The sequence below is a fragment of the Stenotrophomonas sp. Ker107b genome, assembly GCF_053847245.1.
The window spans coordinates 434,978-451,750 of sequence record NZ_JBSPHX010000001.1 but is presented as its reverse complement, the minus strand read 5'-3'; the positions used below and the strand labels follow the sequence as shown (position 1 = coordinate 451,750).

Here is a 16,773-nt window from a genome sequence, read left to right as displayed (position 1 = left end):
TCCATTCGGACCTTGTCCAAACCGCAGGCTAGAGCCCCGGATGTTGAAACGGTGCGAAACCGGACCCCTTGGCAGGATGCCCTGTCGGAAACGACAACGCCAGCCCGGAGGCTGGCGTTGAGGCAATCACCCGGGGGTGATCAGAAGTTGCGCGGGCCGCGCGGCTTGAAGCCGTCGCGACGCGGCGGGCGGTCGTTGCCGCCCGGGCCGCTGCGCGGGCCACCCGGACCACGCGGCTTGCCCTGGCCGAACTTCGGCTTGAACGGCGGACGCGCCGACGGGGTCAGGTCTTCACCCGGCTCGACCTTGCGCATCTGAAGCTGCTGGCCCGAGACCCACACCTTCTTCAGGTGGGTCAGCAGGTCCTGCGGCATTTCGGCCGGCAGGTCCAGCACCGAGAAGTCGTCATGGATGTCGATGCGGCCGATGAAACGGCTTTCCAGGCCGGCTTCGTTGGCGATGGCGCCGACGATGTTGCCCGGCTTCACGCCGTGGACATGGCCCACTTCGATGCGGAAGGTTTCCATGCCCGGCTCGGCGGCACCGCGCGGGGCGATGTCACGGCGCGGCGCGCGCTCGGCGCCGCCTTCGCTGTTGCCGAAGTCGCCTTCCGGACGCGGCGGACGCGGGCCACGGTCGTCTTCACGGCGCGGACCACGCTCGAAGCGCGGCTCGAAACGGGCCGGGCGCTCGCCACGGTCGTTGCTGCGCTCGTTGCGCTGATGCGGGGCACGCTCTTCACGGGCACCACGGACCGGCGGGGTCAGCAGGAACGGCGAATCGCCCTGCAGCAGCTTGGCCAGCGCGGCGGCGATCTCGATCGCCGGCACGTTCTTCTCGCCTTCCAGGCGCTGCAGCAGGTCGCGGTAGAACTCGGTGCCACCGGCATCGAGCACATCGCTGATGCGGCTCATGAACTTGGTGATGCGGGTGTCGTTGACCGCGTCCACGCTCGGCAGCTGCATCTCTTCGATGGGCTGGCGGGTGGCGCGCTCGATCGCACGCAGCATGCCCTTCTCGCGCGGGGTGGCGAACAGGATCGCATCACCGGTGCGGCCGGCACGGCCGGTACGGCCGATGCGGTGCACATAGCTTTCGGTGTCGTACGGGATGTCGTAGTTCAACACGTGGCTGATGCGCTCCACGTCCAGACCACGGGCGGCCACGTCGGTGGCGACCAGGATGTCCAGCTTGCCTTCCTTCAGCATCCCGATGGTGCGCTCGCGCTGGGCCTGCTGCATGTCGCCGTTGATGGCGGCGGCGGCCAGGCCGCGCGCCTGCAGCTTCTCGGCCAGCTCTTCAGTGGCTGCCTTGGTACGCGAGAAGATGATCATCGCGTCGAACGGTTCCACTTCCAGGATGCGGGTCAGCGCGTCCAGCTTGTGCATGCCGCTCACCCACCAGTAACGCTGGCGGATGTTGGCCGAGGTCGTCGTCTTGCTGACGATGGTGACTTCGGCCGGGTTCTTCAGGTAGGTCTGCGCGATGCGGCGGATCTGCGACGGCATGGTGGCCGAGAACAGGGCGACCTGACGGGTCTCCGGCAGCTTCTTCAGCACCGCTTCGACGTCGTCGATGAAGCCCATGCGCAGCATTTCATCGGCTTCGTCGAGCACCAGCGTCTTCAGCTCGGACAGGTCCAGGGTGCCGCGCTCGAGGTGATCGATCACGCGGCCCGGGGTGCCGACGATGACGTGCACGCCACGGCGCAGGGCCTGCAGCTGCTGGCCGTAAGGCTGGCCGCCGTACACCGGCAGCACGCGGAAGCCGGGAATGCCGGAGGAATAGGTCTGGAACGCCTCGGCGACCTGGATGGCCAGTTCGCGGGTCGGCGCCAGCACCAGCACCTGCGGCTTGGTCTGGTTGAAATCGAGGTTGGACAGCACCGGCAGCGCGAAGGCGGCGGTCTTGCCGGTACCGGTCTGGGCCTGGCCCAGCACATCACGGCCTTCCAGCATCGCCGGAATGGTCGCTGCCTGGATCGGCGACGGGGTTTCGTAACCGACAGTGGCGACGGCCTGCATCACAGCGTCGGACAGGCCGAGATCTGCGAACAGCAGCGGCGCGGGGGATTCTTGGGACATGGGAAACTCCGAAACACCGCCGTTTTGGATGGCAGTGAGATAAAAAAGGGGGATGGTCCGCGCTTTGGGCGCCCTTTCTTATCGCGTGCCCTGGCGCTGCTCGGTCGGAGGAGAATTCACTCACTCAGGGGGCGATGATACCGCATCGTTCCTGAACAACGTATACAGATTCCAGGATGGATGCCGTTGCGCCGCCGGCTGGCGCACAATACGCGCCCTTTCCCGGCCCGGCCCCACGTCCGCGCCTCTTCCCAGGATACCCGCTCCATGCAGACCCTCGAATTTGAACTGGACCGCGACTACGTCGAGCTCAAGCAGCTGCTCAAGCTGGCCGACCTGGTCACCAGCGGCGGCGAGGCCAAGACCGTGATCGGCGACGGCCAGGTCCTGGTCGACGGTGAGGTCGAGCTGCGCAAGGCCTGCAAGATCCGCGCGGGCCAGCAGGTGCAGTTCGCCGATACGGTCATCCACGTGATCGCCGACAGCGACGCGCCCTGACCGTTCCGGCCGGACTCAGCGCAGTGTATCGCGCTGGGTCAGATGGGCGGTGATCAGCTGGCGGAACGGGGCCACGCCGTGCGCCAGCCGCAGCCCGGCCCGGCGCAGCAGCCGCGCCGGCAGACGGTCATCGGTATACAGCGAAGCGATCGCATTGGTCGCCTCATAAAGCGGGCGCGAGGCCAGCCGATGGCCACGCTCGTATGCGGCCAGCCCTGAGCGCGCGGCGATATCACGCCCCTGCCCGGCGGCCGTGCGCAGGATGCCGGCCAATCGATGCTGGCTCTGCAACCCCAGATTGAAGCCATGCGCGGTGACCGGATGCATGCCGACGGCGGCATCGCCGATCAACGCACAGCGATCGCCTGCGAACGCGTTGGCATACACCCCCACCAGGGGATACGCCACCGGGGTGGCCACCGGCCGCATCGCGCCCAGCCGGTGCTCGAAGAAGCCACTGATGCTGCGCCCGAAATCGGCCTCGTCCTGGGCCATCAAGGCCGCGATCTGACGCGGCGGCAGCGTGATGACGGCCGAGGCCTGGTCGCCATTGAGTGGCAGCAGGGCCATCGTGCGGCCATAGCCGAACCACTCCCAGGCGGTGTGCCGGTGCGGCACCTCGATCTGCATGCGGCAGACCAGCATCGATTTGCCGAAGTCACGCAGCTGTGCGCCGATCCCCAGCAGGCGGCGGGTGGAGGAGAAGCGGCTGTCGGCAGCGACCACCAGCCGCGCGGCAAGCTGGCGACCATCGGCCAGGGTCACCACGCTGTGAGCCGGGCCCGGGCTCACGGCCGCGACGCTGGCCTGGTCCAGGATCTCCAGACCGGCCTGACCTTGCACGCTCTGCCAGGCGGCGCGGCGGATCAGATGGTTGGGCACCAGCCAGCCCAGGTCGTCACCGGTGCGCTGGTGAGCGGCGAAGGTCAGCGCGAACGGCGAACCGCCGTCCATCACTTTGGCATCGCGCAGCGGGGAAATCTCGGCCGGATCCAGCTGCGCCCACAGGCCCAGCGATGCCAGGATCTGGCGGGAGGCATGGGTCAGCGCGATCTCGCGGCCGTCGAACGCCGCCTCGGCCAGTGCCGCGCGCGGCTGCTGTTCGATCAGGGTGACGCTCAGGCCGGTATCGGCCAGCGCGCGTGCGAAGCACAGCCCGGTCGGGCCAGCGCCCACCACCACCACATCCACTGACTGCATGATTCCATCCTGCCGTTGCGTGTCCGCTGCAGCTTAACGCCGCAGCACCGGCACCGTCCTTGATCTGGATCAGGCGCGCCAGCGCCGGTTCACAGCAACGCCCACAGCAGCATGACGATCCCGAGCAGGGAGACCAGCCAGACCAGGCTGCGCACGTAAGGCACGCCGGCCGCGTACAGCGGCAGATAGACCAGCCGCGCCCAGAAGTACAGCTGCACGGCCACGGCGGTCATCCCGTCCTGGCGCTGGGTCAGCACCACCGCCAGCACCGCGGCGGCGAAGAAGGGGAAGGTCTCCATGAAGTTGCTCTGCGCCCGCTGCAGGCGCCCGGCCAGTGGACTCGGCGCCGGCATCGGCTGGTCACGTGCGGACGCATTCCAGCCAAGCCCTCGCTCACGGGTGATCAGCGTGGACGGCGCGAACACATGCACGATGCCCAGCAACATCGACCACACCAGCATCTGGATCTCGATACTCATCTGTGCAGGCTCCGGCAATCAGGGGGTAGCGGCGCGTACGCTGTAACCGGCCAGACGCCAGATGCGGTCTTCATCGAACCGGAAGGAGACCAGTTCACGCACCGGCTGGGCACTGTTGGCAAAGCGCGTGGGGAAGCTGACGTTGATGTACAGGCCTTCCGGGACGGTCGCCCCGGCGGCGTACTTGACCCGGGTCACCACCGGCTGGCCGCGTGAGGCCAACGCACCAAGGCGCTGGCGATCGGCGGTGAGCTGGCTGACGAAGGCCTGCTCGGTCACCGATTTCTTCGCCACTGCCGAGGCGCCTTTCCAGGCTTCACCCGCGCGGTTGGCGTCGATCAAGTGGGCAATCTGCAGCGCTGCGGCGCTGATCTCCGCGTCCTGTTTCTGCACCTGGGCCTGCTGTGCCGGGCTCAGTGCCGGGCGTGCCGAAGGAGCGGCGGCGGGCGCGGGGCGCGCCGGGGCCGGTGCAGGCGTGGTCGGCGGCGGAGGCGTCTGGGCCAGCGCGGCGAAAGGCAGCAGAGCGGACAACAGCAGCAGCGGAACACGCATCAGGACACCGTTGGCTGGGAGGAACTGCCTGCCAGTCTACGGGATGGACGTGAGTCCTCCGTCAGTTGCGCTCGGCCGCCTCGGCCGGTGCCGGGCGCGCATCGCCCAGGGTCTGCTCCACGGCGTCCGGCTGACCCGGCGCTGTCGTATCCGGCAGCAGCGTGGAGACATCGATCTCCGACAGCGGGCTCTCGTCCGGGCACGTTTCATCCGGGAAACCGAAGCGCTGCTTCAGTGCCTGGCCACAGCTGTTGACGGCCTCCAGCTCACTGCCTTCGCGCTTGCACTCCTGATCGAAAGCGACCAGGAACGCGTCCTTGCGACGGACGAACGCATCGCCACACTTGCGCATCTGCTTGATCCGTTCCAGATCGTCCTGCACCGCGTTGGTGCCATCCAGCCCGAACTGACGCAGCTCCTCGGCGGTGAGCAGCCGCAGGCTGCGGTTGGGCACCGTCATCATCAGGTCGGCCACGCCCACGGCGACGCCGTTGCGCTGCAGGTAGTCCTTGACGTTGTCGTACACCTCATGGAGTTCGCGGTTGAGCTCGGCGCGCGAGGTGGCCTTGGAGCTGATCCGCATCATGCGGTGGATGCCGACCTTGCCCGATACCAACCGGTTGTCGCCGGCAGCCAGCACGAACACGCAGGCGCTGTGGCAGACCGAGCCTTCGCGCACCCAGATGGTCCAGTTGGATTCGCCGATGCGATCCCCCGCCACGATGGCGGCTTCGACCTGGCCACCACTGGAATCCAGATCGAGGATGCGCCGGGAAATACGCTGCGCATCGGCGACCACGGCCAGCCGCGCGACCAGCTCTGAGAAACCGGGATTGATCTTGCCCACGTAGCGCACACGCAGCAGGCCACGTTCGGCGCAGGGCTGCAGGGCGGCATCGATACTGGCCCTGTCCAATGCCTCCAGCGGCGCACCATCGCCCGCGTCGCCGGCATAGTCGGTATCGCAGCTGATCCACGCCTTGCCGTTTTCCAGGGCTGCTTCGGGCCAGTTCATATCACCGCGCTTGGGCGCAGGCGGCGGCGGTGGCGGCGCATCGGCGGCGTTGATCGAGACCATGTGGTCGCCATCGGCGGTCTGTGCCCGCACGGCCTTGTCGGCGGCAGTGACATTGCCCGGGTTTTCCAGCTGGCTGCAACCGGCCAGACCCAGACACAACAACGGCAACCACCACGACTTGAGCAACATGGACAACCCGGAATCCTTGCAAGGGGGAATGCGCGGAAAAACCAGCGCAGATGCACAGTCTAGTGCGCGACCGGCGCGGCGCGGCAACCTGTCCTGAACCGGGCGACCCGGGGTTGGCATTGGCGTCCGTAAATGGCGAGCCAGGCCCGCTTGCCGGGCATAGACTGGCCCCCATGGAGACCGCCCTGCCCCTGGACCACGCCGCCTGCGAAAGCGCCCGCCTTGCCCGCGATGCGCGCTTTGACGGGGTGTTCTTCACTGCCGTGCGCAGTACCGGCATCTACTGCCGACCGGTCTGCCCGGCACCTGCGCCGAAACCCTCCAACGTGACCTACTACCCCACCGCAGCCGCCGCCGCGGCCGCGGGTTTTCGTCCCTGCCTGCGCTGCCGCCCCGAGTTGGCCCCCGAGGCGCAGGACGCACTCCACAATGAGACGCTGCAGCGCGCGCTCGCCCTGATCCACGATGGCTACCTGCAGGACCAGCCGGTGGCCGATCTGGCCACGCACGTCGGCTTGAGCGCCCGCCAGCTGCAGCGCCTGTTCGTGGCCCGGCTCGGTGCGGCGCCGGCGCAGATCCACGCCACCCGCCGGCTGTTGTTGGCCAAGCAACTGCTCACCGAAACCGCATTGCCGGTCACCGATGTCGCGATGGCCTCGGGCTACAACAGCCTGCGCCGTTTCAACGCGGCCTTTCTGGACGGCTGCGGCATGCCACCGACCGCGATCCGCCGCCAGCGTGGCGCGCTGACCGAGGGCGCGCTGACCCTGCGCCTGGGCTACCGGCCGCCGCTGGATTTCACCGCGATGCTGGGCTTCCTTCGCCGCCGTGCGATCCCCGGCATCGAGCAGATCGACACGGACAGCTACCAGCGCGTGATCGGGCCGCCCGAGCACCCCTCACTGCTGCGCGTGACCGCCGACCCGCGGCGTCCGGAGCTGTTGCTGCACCTGGGCCAGGTCGATCCGCGTGCAATTCCGGGGATCGTGCGCCGGGTGCGCCGCATCTTCGATCTCGATGCCGACCTGCGCATGGTCCATGCGACGCTGGCGCAGGAACCACTGCTGGCGACGGGTATCGCACAACGCCCCGGGCTGCGCGTACCCGGCGGCTGGGATGGGTTTGAAGTGGCCGTGCGCGCCGTGCTCGGCCAACAGGTCAGCGTCGCGGCCGCCGCCACACTGGCGCGCCGGGTGGTGGATCGCTTCGGCGCCACCCTCGAAGGCATGCCGGCAGGACTGGACCGTCAGTTCCCCTCGCCGGAAGCGCTGGCACAGGCACCGCTGGAAACCATCGGGCTGCCGCGCACCCGCGCGGCCACCGTGCGTGCGGTTGCGCAGGCGGTGGTCGATGGCCGGCTCGATTTCCGTGCCGGCCAGTCGCTGGCCGGCTTCGTGGCGCGCTGCGTCACCTTGCCCGGGATCGGCCCGTGGACCGCGCATTACATGGCGCTGCGCGCCTTGGCGCTGCCCGACGCCTTTCCGGCCGGCGACCTGGTCCTGCAGCAGGTCCTCGGTGGTGGTACGCGATTGAGCGAACGCGCCGCCGAGGCCCGCTCGCAGCCGTGGCGACCGTGGCGTGCCTACGCCGTTCTGCATCTGTGGCATCTGGCCACACCGTCTTCGGGAGTTACCTCATGACCCTGCTCTACGACACCTTCGACAGCCCGATCGGCGCGCTCACCGTGGCCGGTGACAGCCAGGGCATCCACCACATCCTGTTCGAGAACAACCGTTACGACGCGAAAGGGCGCGACCACTGGAAACGCGACGCCCATGCGTTACGCGGTGCACGCGGGCAGCTGCTGGAGTACCTGCGCGGGGAGCGGGTGCGCTTCGATCTTCCGCTCGCGCCCCACGGCACGCCGTTCCAGCTGCGGGTGTGGAAGGCGCTGGCCGACATTCCGTTCGGCCAGACCTGGAGCTATGTCGAGCTGGCGCGGCATATCGACCATCCGACGGCCAGCCGCGCGGTCGGTGCCGCCAATGGCCGCAATCCGTTGCCGATCGTGCTGCCTTGCCACCGCGTGATCGGCAGCAGTGGTGCGCTCACTGGCTTCGGCGGCGGACTGGAGACCAAGGCCGCCCTGCTGCAGCTGGAAGCACGGCGCGATTCGCTGTTCGCGTAGTACGTCACGCCTGGTGGATGGCGTGTGCCATCGGTTGTCTTCGACGCGTCACCGCCACGCACTATCATGTCGCGATGATTTCCGTCCGCCTTCCGCTGGCGCTTGCCGCCGCTCTCTCGCTGGCCGCCTGCGCCACCGCACCGCCTTCCCCGCCTGTCACGTCTGCTGCGACCGTCGCCCGGAGCGCCCCGGCGCAGCAGCAGAAGCTGCTGCTGATCTCCATCGACGGCCTGCGGGCGGACATGCTCGACCGTGGCATCACCCCGAACATCCGCCGGCTCGTTGACGAGGGGGTGCGCGCGCAATGGATGACGCCTTCCTATCCCTCGCTGACATTTCCCAACCACTACACGATCGTGACGGGCCTGCGCCCGGACCACCACGGCATCATCCATAACAGCATGCACGAGGACGCTCTGGGCAGATTCCAGCTTCACGTGCGCGAATCGGTGGCCGATTCACGCTGGTGGGGCGGTGAGCCGATCTGGGTCGGTGCGGAAAAGGCCGGCGTGCGCACGGCCGTGTGGTCGTGGCCGGGCAGTGAAGCGGCAATCCAGGGCATCCGCCCCAGCCAGATGCATGGCTACGATGAGACGGTGTCCCTGCCCGATCGCGTGGACCAGGTACTGGGCTGGCTGGACCAGCACGGCCCGCAGGCGCCGCGCCTGGTGACGCTGTACATGGAGCAGGTGGACAAGGCCGGCCACAATCACGGCCCAGAATCGCACGAGTACGCCGCCGCGGTGACACTGGCCGACAGTGCCGTCGGTCGTCTGCTGGACGGTCTGCAGGCACGTGGCCTGGACGAGGCCACCAACGTGATCCTGGTCTCCGATCACGGGATGGCCAGCGTGCCGGAAGGACAGGTGGTGGCGACGGAAGACATGATCGACCCGGCCATTGCCGAGGACATCTCGGTCGGCCAGTCGATCGGGTTCGCCCCGTTGCCGGGCAAGCAGGCGCAGGCCGAGCAGATCCTGCTGGGCGCGCATGCCCAGTACGACTGCTGGACGCGCCAGACCCTGCCGGCACGCTGGAAGTACGGCAGCAACCCGCGCATTCCGCCGATCGTCTGCCAGATGCACGAAGGCTGGGATGCCCTGACCAGCGAGCGCATCGCCAAACGCGGGCCGGGCGATCGCGGCTCGCACGGGTATGACAATGCGCTGCCGTCCATGCGCGCGGTGTTCGTCGCGCGCGGCCCTGCGTTCAACCACGGGCAGACGCTTCCCGCTATCGACAATGTGGATGTGTATCCGCTGTTGAGCCGTCTGCTGGGGATTCCAGCGGCGCCCAACGATGGCGACGCCGGACGACTGCTGCCTGCGCTGCGCTGAGCGCGCAGCGGTTTCGGCCGGAACGCGGGCAAAAAAAAACGCGGCGCAAGCGCCGCGTTTTTCATGACCCGCCTGGCTGGATCAGCCGGCCTTGGCCACCGCTTTCTTGGCAACGGCCTTCTTGGCCGGCGCCTTCGTCACGGTCTTCTTGGCAACCGGCGCAGCTGCGCCCACGGCCGCCTTGCTCACGACGTGCGAACGCGAATTGCCGTAGCTGGCATTGAAGCGCTTGCCCTTGGCGGTCTTGCGGTCACCCTTACCCATGTCGTAACTCCTTAGTCTGAATGCTGCGAAATCTGATTACCCCGTACTGACACGGGTTCGGCGGGGCCGCCCTCTCAGGCGCCCCCGCGCACGATCGGGAAGCCTACCATGCGCGCTCTCAATGAGCACAGCTGGCGTCATGCACGTGGCCGTGGTTCAGCCGCAGATTCACCAGATGGGCCACGCCCACCAGCACGCCGCCCAAGGTCATCACCACCGCATGCGGCACCGCCGAGTGGTGCAGCGGGCCGTACAACAGCCCCGCCCACAACGCGGTCAGACCCGGAATCAGGAAGCCCAGCGCGCGCAGGGCGCCATGACGGCGCCAGCCCCAGACCAGGCTGAACAGCCCCAGCAGGGTGACGAAGCTCACCAACGCCAGCTCCACGCCGTCACTCATCCAGACCGACAGGCCCAGTGACGGCGCAGCGGCCAGCAGCACCGGGAGCACAGCGCAGTGCACGGCGCACAGCAGCGAGCCGGTGGCACCGAAACGATCCAGCAGATGGCGAACACGAGCGAACAGGGGCATGACTTCCAGCAGGGTCGGCGAAGCGTTATGGAATAATATAACATCAATCCTGACGCGCACCCTTGCCTCCCCTTACTTCCCTTCCCCCGTCCCGTTACGGGATTCGCGCGCCCCACCATTGATATATTGTAACAATTGACCGAAGGCCCTTGCCCTATGCGCTCCAGCTCCCTCCTGCTCACACCCCACGCCCTGTCCCTGGCCCTTGCCGCCGCGATGCTGCCCTCGCTGGCGATCGCCGCTGACACCACCGGCACTCACCGCGACGGCCACCTGACCGAACTGTCCACCGTGAAGGTCACCGCCTCGCCGCTGCAGGGCGATGCCGAATCGCTGGCGCGCCCGGTGGATGTGCTGGCCGGTGAACGGCTGGACGAGCAGAAGGCCGGCACCCTCGGCGACACCGTGGCCAAGCTGCCCGGCGTGCAGAGCACCTTCTTCGGCCCCGGCGTCGGCCGCCCGATCATCCGCGGCCAGGAAGGCCCGCGCGTGGCAGTACTGTCCAACGGCATGGGCAACATGGATGCCTCCACCGTCAGCGCCGACCATGCCACCAGCATCGAGCCGTTCCTGGCCGATCAGATCGAGGTCCTGAAGGGCCCGGCCACCCTGCTGTTCGGCAGCGGCGCGATCGGCGGCGCGGTCAACGTGGTCGACGGTCGCATCGCCCGCGAACTGCCGGACCGTCCGCTCAGCGGCCGCGCCGAACTGCGCGGCAATTCGGTCAACGACGAGCGCAGCGGCATGTTCCGCCTGGACGGTGTCAGCGGCAACGTCGTGCTGCACGTGGACGGCCTGGTCCGCAACGGCGATGACTACCGCATTCCCGGCTACGCGGTGATCGATGGCCTGGAAGATCACAGCGGCCACGACCATGAGGAAGGCGACACCGACGAACCGCGCCGCGGCCGCCTGGACAACAGTTCGATCCGCACCCGCGCCGGCGGCGTCGGCGCCACGTGGCTGGGTGAGGAGGGCTACTTCGGCGTGTCCGCCAGCACCTACCGCACCAACTACGGCATTCCCAACGGCGCGCACGTGCATGCCGACGACGACCATGATCATGACCACGATCACGACCATGGCGACGAGGAAGAGGGCGACGAGCATGACGTCCGCATCGACATGGTGCAGAACCGCTTCGAAGCCAAGGGCGGCATCTACCAGCCGACCTCGTTCCTGAAGAACATCAGTCTGCGTACCGCTTACACCGACTACGAGCACACCGAACTGGAAGCAGGCACGCCGGCCACGCGCTTCACCAACCGCGGCATCGAAGGCCGCCTGGAAGCCGTGCAGGAACAGATCGGTGGCTGGGACGGCGCCTTCGGCCTGCAGTTCGGCAACAGCGACTTCGGCGCCAAGGGCGAGGAAGCGTTCGTGCCGGATACCGCGACGAAGAACATCGGCCTGTTCGTGCTGCAGGAAAAGCAGTTCGGCCCGTTCAAGCTGGAGCTCGGCGGCCGCCATGACCAGGTCAAGCTGGACCCGACCGGTGATTACCGTGCCCGCAAGTTCGACGCCACCAATCTCTCCGCCGCCGGCATCTGGACGCTCAACGACGCCGTCGACCTGCGCTTCGGCATCGACAGCTCCGAGCGCGCCCCGACCAACGAAGAGCTCTACGCCGCGGGCGCGCACATTGCCACCCGCTCGCTGGAAATCGGTGATGCGAACCTGAAGACCGAACGCGGCCAGCGCGTCGAACTGGGCATCCACACCCACAGCGACCGCGTCGACTTCTCCGCCTCCATCTACCAGACCAAGTTCAAGGACTTCATCTACCTGGCCGACACCGGCGTGGTCGAATCGCTGCCGGTCCGCCTGTGGACCCAGCAGGACGCGACCTTCAAGGGGGCCGAAGCCGAAGCCCTGTTCCATCTCTTCGAAGGCAACGCAGGCGACTGGGACCTGCGCGTGTTCGGTGATTACGTCAACGCCGAACTGGATGGCAGCGGCAGCCGCAGCGTCGACATCGCCGTCCCGCACGGCGACCACAACCACAACTACACGGTGGATCTGGCCAACACCGGCTACCTGCCACGCATCGCCCCGGGCCGGGTCGGCGCGGACCTGCGCTGGGCCAAGGATGGCTGGCGCGCCTCGGTCGGTGCCGTGCGCTACAGCAGCCAGAAGGACGTCGCCCAGAACGAAGAGCCGAGCAACGGCTACACCCTGGTCGATGCCCACCTCGCCTACCGCTGGGACCGTACCGACAGCAACAGCTACGAAGTCTTCCTGGACGGCAGCAACCTGACCAACCGCGAGGTCCGCCCGCACACCTCCCTGCTGCGCGACTACTCCCCGCTGCCGGGCCGCGGCGTGGCATTCGGGATCCGCGCGTACTTCTGATCGATTCACTGGGTGGTTGCTTGACCCGAGGGGGCCGGAAGGCCCCCTTTTTTGTGCTTGACGAACTGCGTGTATATGCACGTATCATCCAGCCACCCACCCCGGCACACGCCCATGGACCCGCTGACCCAGAGCCCCTGCACCTGCTTCCGCCTGCGTCGCGCGGCACGCCGGCTCTCGCAGATCTATGACGCCCACCTTGCCCCCGCCGGGCTCAGCCTCAACGCTTACTCCATCCTGCGTCGCGCCCCCGCACCGCGGCAGCTGGGCGATCTGGCCGAGGCGCTTGGCATGGACCGCACCACGCTCACCCGCAACCTCAAACCGCTGCTCACCGCCGGCTGGCTTGAACAACGCCGCGGTGATGACGCCCGGCAACGCCTGATCGTCATCACCGCTGCCGGCAAGGCCTGCCTGCGCCGCGCCCGCCCCCTCTGGCAACGGGCGCAGAACGAAGTGGAAACCACCTTCGGCCCCACCCCGACCGCCCGGCTCAACGCCCTGCTCGACCAACTCGACCACGCCCTGCCCACCGGAGCCGACGCATGAGCACGTCAACCACTGCCACCCCCGCCCCCGCCATGCACTGGGGCCTGCTGGTCGCGGCCTCCGCCATCCTCATGGTCACCATGGGCGTGCGCCAGACCTCCGGCCTCTACGTCGACCCGATCCACCGCGGCACCGGCGTCAGCATCGTCGAGATCAGTTTCGCGCTGGCCATCGGGCAATTCGTCTGGGGCGCAGTGCAACCCGTGTTCGGTGCCGTCGCCGATCAGCGCGGCGCGTTGCCCGTGCTCATCTTCGGTGCCCTGCTGCTGGCCGCCGGGCTGCTGCTCGCACCGCTGCTGACCAGCCCGCTTGGCATGACGTTCACCCTCGGTCTGCTGATGGCCGCCGGTGCCGGTGCCGGCAGTTTCTCCGTGCTGATCGGCGCGACCGCCCACCGCCTGCCGGCCGAAAAGCGCTCGTTCGCGGCCGGCCTCATCAATGCCGGCGGCTCGCTGGGCCAGTTCGTGTTCGCGCCGCTGGTCCAATGGATCATCGGTACCGCCGGCTGGGCCCGCGCCATGATCACGATGGCCGTCATCACCCTGCTCTCGGTGCCCTTGGCCTGGCCGCTGCGACGTCGTGCCGGCGACCACGCGCCCGCCGCCGGCACCACCGATGACGGCGGTCTGCCCGCACAACTGCGCATCGCCGCACGCGATCGTAGCTACTGGTACCTGCATCTGGGCTTCTTCACCTGCGGCCTGCACATCGCCTTCCTGGTCACCCACCTCCCCGGCGAAATCGCGCTGTGCGGGCTCTCGCCCACCGTTGCCTCGTCCTCCATCGCCCTGATCGGCCTGTTCAACGTCGCCGGCAGCCTGATCGTCGGCGCCCTCGGCCAACGCTACCGCATGAAGTACCTGCTGTTCTGGATGTACGCCAGCCGGGCCGTGATGATCGGCGTCTACCTCGTTGCGCCGCCCACCCCGCTCACCTTCTACGTGTTCTCCGCCGCGCTCGGCTTCACCTGGCTGGCGACCGTTCCGCCCACCGCCGGCCTGGTCGGCAAGCTGTTCGGCCCCCGCTACCTCGGCACCCTGTTCGGCCTGACCCTGCTGTCGCACCAGCTGGGCGGTTTCTTCGGTGCCTGGCTCGGCGGCCTGGCGCTGGCCCACACCGGCAACTACCTGTGGATGTGGTACGCAGACATGGGCCTGGCCGTCCTTGCCGCACTGATCAACCTGCCGATCCGTGAAGCCCGGATGGGCGGCTGTCACGGCGTGCCCGCCCCGCGCTGAGCTCACCTGCCGTCCACATTGCCAAGCGCACGCCAACCAAGGCGCGCGGCAAACGACATATCCCCTTCCGCCCCGGACAGTTCTGTCCGATGATGGCGCATGCCTACCCAACGTGCCGACGCGGCCGCCCGCCGCGCCCAGATTCTCGACGCTGCCGATGCGGTCTTCGGCCAGCACGGTGTTACCGCCCCGCTGGACCTGGTGGTCGAGCGCGCCCAGGTGGGCCGCGCCACCCTCTACCGCAACTTCCCCGACCGCACCGCACTGGTCGAAGCACTGCTCCAGCGCACGGTCAATCGCATCGCGCGGCAGGTGCAAACCCTCGGCGACCGCGACGACGCACTGTTCGACGTCCTCGAAGGCATGGCCAACCGCATCGTCCAATCGCCGGCGCTCTCCGATTACTGGCGCGCGGTCGATCCCGATCAGATCCCGATCCGGGCCGCGCGCGAAACCATCTTCGAACTGCTGCGCGAACCGATCGCCCGCGCGATATCCGCCGGCCTGTGCCGCCCCGATCTGGAAACGACGGACATTTCACTCATCTCGGGCATGCTGGGAGCCGCGCTGCGTGGCAAGACGCGTGACGAACGCGCCCGGTTGGCCACGCGCGCCCTGCAATTGCTGCGTGGCGGATTGCGGGGGCCTGCCGACGGGGAGGGATGATGCCGCAGTACCTCAAGCCGGTTCCGGATTGGGAGGAGCACGAAAAACCGACCCTGCCGGGCTCGGCGTCGATGCCATGGCATCCGCCGCACCGCCGCCTGGCCTATGCGCTGGTCGCCCTGCTGGTCGGCATCACCGGTGGCCTGGGCAATGCGCTGGTCAGCGCCAACCTGCCGTTCCTCCAGGGCCAGCTCGGGCTCACCCCGGCGCAGGGCAGCTGGCTGATGGCCGCCTATGCCATGGTCAACGTCACCGCCAACCTGCTCGCCTTCAAGTTCCGCCAGCAATACGGCATCCGCCTGTTCGCCGAGATCGGGCTGGGCCTGTATGCCGCGCTGGCGGTGCTGCATCTGTTCGTCGGTACCTTTGAAACGACCGTGCTGATGCGCGCGGCCAGCGGCTTCGCCGGCGCAGCCTGCACCACCTTGAGCACGCTGTACATGCTGCAGTCGCTGCCGCGCAAATACACCGGCAACCTGCTGGTGATCGGCGTGGGCATCTCACAACTCGCGGTGCCGATCGCCTGGCTGGTCTCGCCCGGTCTTGTCGACACCGGGCAGTGGCACAACCTGTACCTGTTCGAAGCCGGGCTGGCGCTGTGTGCGTTCGCTGCCGTGGTGGTACTCAAGCTGCCGCCGGGGGCGCAGATCAAGGCGTTCGAACCGATGGATTTCCTCACCTTCGCGCTGCTCGCCCCAGCCGTCGGCCTGCTGGTCGTCGTCCTCGCGCAGGGCTACACCCGCTGGTGGCTGGATACGCCGTGGCTGGGCTGGGCGCTGGTCGCCTCGATCGCGCTGTCCACCACCGCCTTCATCATCGAGCACTACCGCCGCAACCCGTTGCTGCAGACGCGCTGGCTGGCCAGCCTGCCGGTCATCCACTTCATCATCGGTGCGTTCCTGATCCGCTTCCTGACCACCGAGCAGTCCTATGGCGTGGTCGGCCTGATGCGCACGCTCGGGATGGGCCCGGACCAGATGCGCCCGTTGTTCGCGGTGATCCTGGCAGGCGTGATCACCGGCATCGCGGCCAGCTCGCTGACCTTCGGGCCGAAGCGGCTTATTCCGCAGCTGCTGATGGCCATCCTGCTGCTGGGCAGCGCGGCCCTGCTCGACCAGAGCCGCACCAGCCTGGATCGCCCGCACGACTTCTTCGCCAGCCAGTTCCTGGCCTCGGTCGGCGCCGGCATGTTCATGGGGCCGCTGATCATGCTCGGCATCACCCAGGCGTTGAAGCAGGGCGTGGACCACATGATCACTTTCCTGGTCACGCTCTCCATCACCCAGACCCTCGGTGGTCTGGCCGGCTCGGCCGTGCTGGGCACCTATCAACTGCACCGCGAGCAGGTGTACTCCGGCGCGCTGGTGAGCCAGCTGGATCCGGCCGACAGCGTCGTCGCCCAACGCCTGAAACAGCAACAGCAGCTCTACGCCAGGCTGATCACCGACCCGGTGCAGCGCAGCGCGCAGGGCACCGCGCAGCTGGCGCAGATCACCCGCCGCGAAGCCAATGTGCGCGCCTTCAATGACGTGTTCGCACTCAGCGGCCGCGTGGCGCTGATCTTCCTTGGCTGGCTGCTGCTGCTGGCGGTGCGCACCGCCGTGCTCAAACAATGGCGCAAACGCCACACGCCGACACCCAACCTTTCCGCGCCGACGCCTGGCAGCGTCGCGCCCCGATGAGCCCG

The 16,773-nt window shown here is 68.0% G+C and carries 16 protein-coding genes; 9 read left to right on the top strand and 7 right to left on the bottom strand.

The window, feature by feature from the left end; genetic code table 11:
• Positions 1-140: 140 nt before the first annotated feature.
• Positions 141-2,084, bottom strand: a complete 1,944-nt coding sequence (locus ACWV8V_RS02220) for a DEAD/DEAH box helicase (RefSeq protein ID WP_259260118.1) — start codon at positions 2,082-2,084, stop codon at positions 141-143.
• Between the two features lie 267 nt (positions 2,085-2,351).
• Between ACWV8V_RS02220 and ACWV8V_RS02215 the strand changes: the two genes are divergently transcribed.
• Positions 2,352-2,582, top strand: a complete 231-nt coding sequence (locus ACWV8V_RS02215) for an RNA-binding S4 domain-containing protein (protein WP_019184435.1) — start codon at positions 2,352-2,354, stop codon at positions 2,580-2,582.
• 15 nt (positions 2,583-2,597) lie between these two features.
• Here ACWV8V_RS02215 and ubiM read toward each other — a convergent pair whose 3' ends face one another.
• The 4 genes from ubiM to ACWV8V_RS02195 form a co-directional block, all read right to left on the bottom strand.
• The gene (gene ubiM / locus ACWV8V_RS02210; protein WP_455898836.1) at positions 2,598-3,782 is read right to left on the bottom strand and encodes a 5-demethoxyubiquinol-8 5-hydroxylase UbiM; all 1,185 of its coding nucleotides are present in this window, start codon (positions 3,780-3,782) and stop codon (positions 2,598-2,600) included.
• Between the two features lie 89 nt (positions 3,783-3,871).
• Positions 3,872-4,261 carry an MAPEG family protein gene (locus ACWV8V_RS02205; RefSeq protein ID WP_259260116.1) on the bottom strand — a complete coding sequence of 130 codons (390 nt, stop codon included), beginning with the start codon at positions 4,259-4,261 and terminating at the stop codon, positions 3,872-3,874.
• Positions 4,262-4,279: 18 nt separating this feature from the next.
• Positions 4,280-4,813 (bottom strand): DUF4019 domain-containing protein, encoded by a 534-nt coding sequence (locus ACWV8V_RS02200; RefSeq protein ID WP_455898835.1) that lies wholly within the window; start codon positions 4,811-4,813, stop codon positions 4,280-4,282.
• Between the two features lie 61 nt (positions 4,814-4,874).
• A complete protein-coding gene (locus tag ACWV8V_RS02195; RefSeq protein ID WP_346472870.1) occupies positions 4,875-6,017 on the bottom strand; it encodes a COG3904 family protein in 1,143 nt (380 codons plus the stop codon).
• Positions 6,018-6,193: 176 nt separating this feature from the next.
• Between ACWV8V_RS02195 and ACWV8V_RS02190 the strand changes: the two genes are divergently transcribed.
• The 3 genes from ACWV8V_RS02190 (at position 6,194) to ACWV8V_RS02180 (ending at position 9,485) form a co-directional block, all read left to right on the top strand.
• Complete coding sequence (locus tag ACWV8V_RS02190; protein ID WP_455898834.1) at positions 6,194-7,660, top strand: AlkA N-terminal domain-containing protein; 1,467 nt, start codon at positions 6,194-6,196, stop codon at positions 7,658-7,660.
• Entirely contained in the window at positions 7,657-8,148 is a 492-nt protein-coding gene (locus ACWV8V_RS02185; RefSeq protein WP_455898833.1) for a methylated-DNA--[protein]-cysteine S-methyltransferase, read from the top strand. The genes ACWV8V_RS02190 and ACWV8V_RS02185 overlap by 4 nt, the downstream gene beginning before the upstream one ends.
• A 74-nt stretch (positions 8,149-8,222) precedes the next feature.
• Complete coding sequence (locus ACWV8V_RS02180) at positions 8,223-9,485, top strand: alkaline phosphatase family protein (RefSeq protein WP_455898832.1); 1,263 nt, start codon at positions 8,223-8,225, stop codon at positions 9,483-9,485.
• Positions 9,486-9,566: 81 nt separating this feature from the next.
• Here ACWV8V_RS02180 and ACWV8V_RS02175 read toward each other — a convergent pair whose 3' ends face one another.
• Together ACWV8V_RS02175 and ACWV8V_RS02170 are read right to left on the bottom strand one after the other, a co-directional pair.
• Positions 9,567-9,749 carry a 30S ribosomal protein THX gene (locus ACWV8V_RS02175; RefSeq protein ID WP_019184443.1) on the bottom strand — a complete coding sequence of 61 codons (183 nt, stop codon included), beginning with the start codon at positions 9,747-9,749 and terminating at the stop codon, positions 9,567-9,569.
• 118 nt (positions 9,750-9,867) lie between these two features.
• Positions 9,868-10,281 (bottom strand): MerC domain-containing protein, encoded by a 414-nt coding sequence (locus tag ACWV8V_RS02170; RefSeq protein WP_121041406.1) that lies wholly within the window; start codon positions 10,279-10,281, stop codon positions 9,868-9,870.
• A gap of 156 nt (positions 10,282-10,437) precedes the next feature.
• Here ACWV8V_RS02170 and ACWV8V_RS02165 point away from each other — a divergent pair, with 156 nt between their 5' ends.
• The 5 genes from ACWV8V_RS02165 (at position 10,438) to ACWV8V_RS02145 (ending at position 16,768) form a co-directional block, all read left to right on the top strand.
• Positions 10,438-12,633, top strand: a complete 2,196-nt coding sequence (locus ACWV8V_RS02165) for a TonB-dependent receptor (RefSeq protein ID WP_455898831.1) — start codon at positions 10,438-10,440, stop codon at positions 12,631-12,633.
• Positions 12,634-12,747: 114 nt separating this feature from the next.
• On the top strand, positions 12,748-13,182 hold the full coding sequence (locus ACWV8V_RS02160) for a MarR family winged helix-turn-helix transcriptional regulator (RefSeq protein WP_259260110.1): 435 nt from the start codon (positions 12,748-12,750) through the stop codon (positions 13,180-13,182).
• A complete protein-coding gene (locus ACWV8V_RS02155; protein ID WP_455898830.1) occupies positions 13,179-14,420 on the top strand; it encodes an MFS transporter in 1,242 nt (413 codons plus the stop codon). Before ACWV8V_RS02160 ends, ACWV8V_RS02155 begins: the two co-directional genes overlap by 4 nt.
• Positions 14,421-14,519: 99 nt before the next feature.
• Positions 14,520-15,086, top strand: a complete 567-nt coding sequence (locus ACWV8V_RS02150) for a TetR/AcrR family transcriptional regulator (protein WP_455898829.1) — start codon at positions 14,520-14,522, stop codon at positions 15,084-15,086.
• On the top strand, positions 15,083-16,768 hold the full coding sequence (locus tag ACWV8V_RS02145) for an MFS transporter (RefSeq protein WP_455898828.1): 1,686 nt from the start codon (positions 15,083-15,085) through the stop codon (positions 16,766-16,768). The genes ACWV8V_RS02150 and ACWV8V_RS02145 overlap by 4 nt, the downstream gene beginning before the upstream one ends.
• The last annotated feature ends 5 nt before the right edge of the window (positions 16,769-16,773 follow it).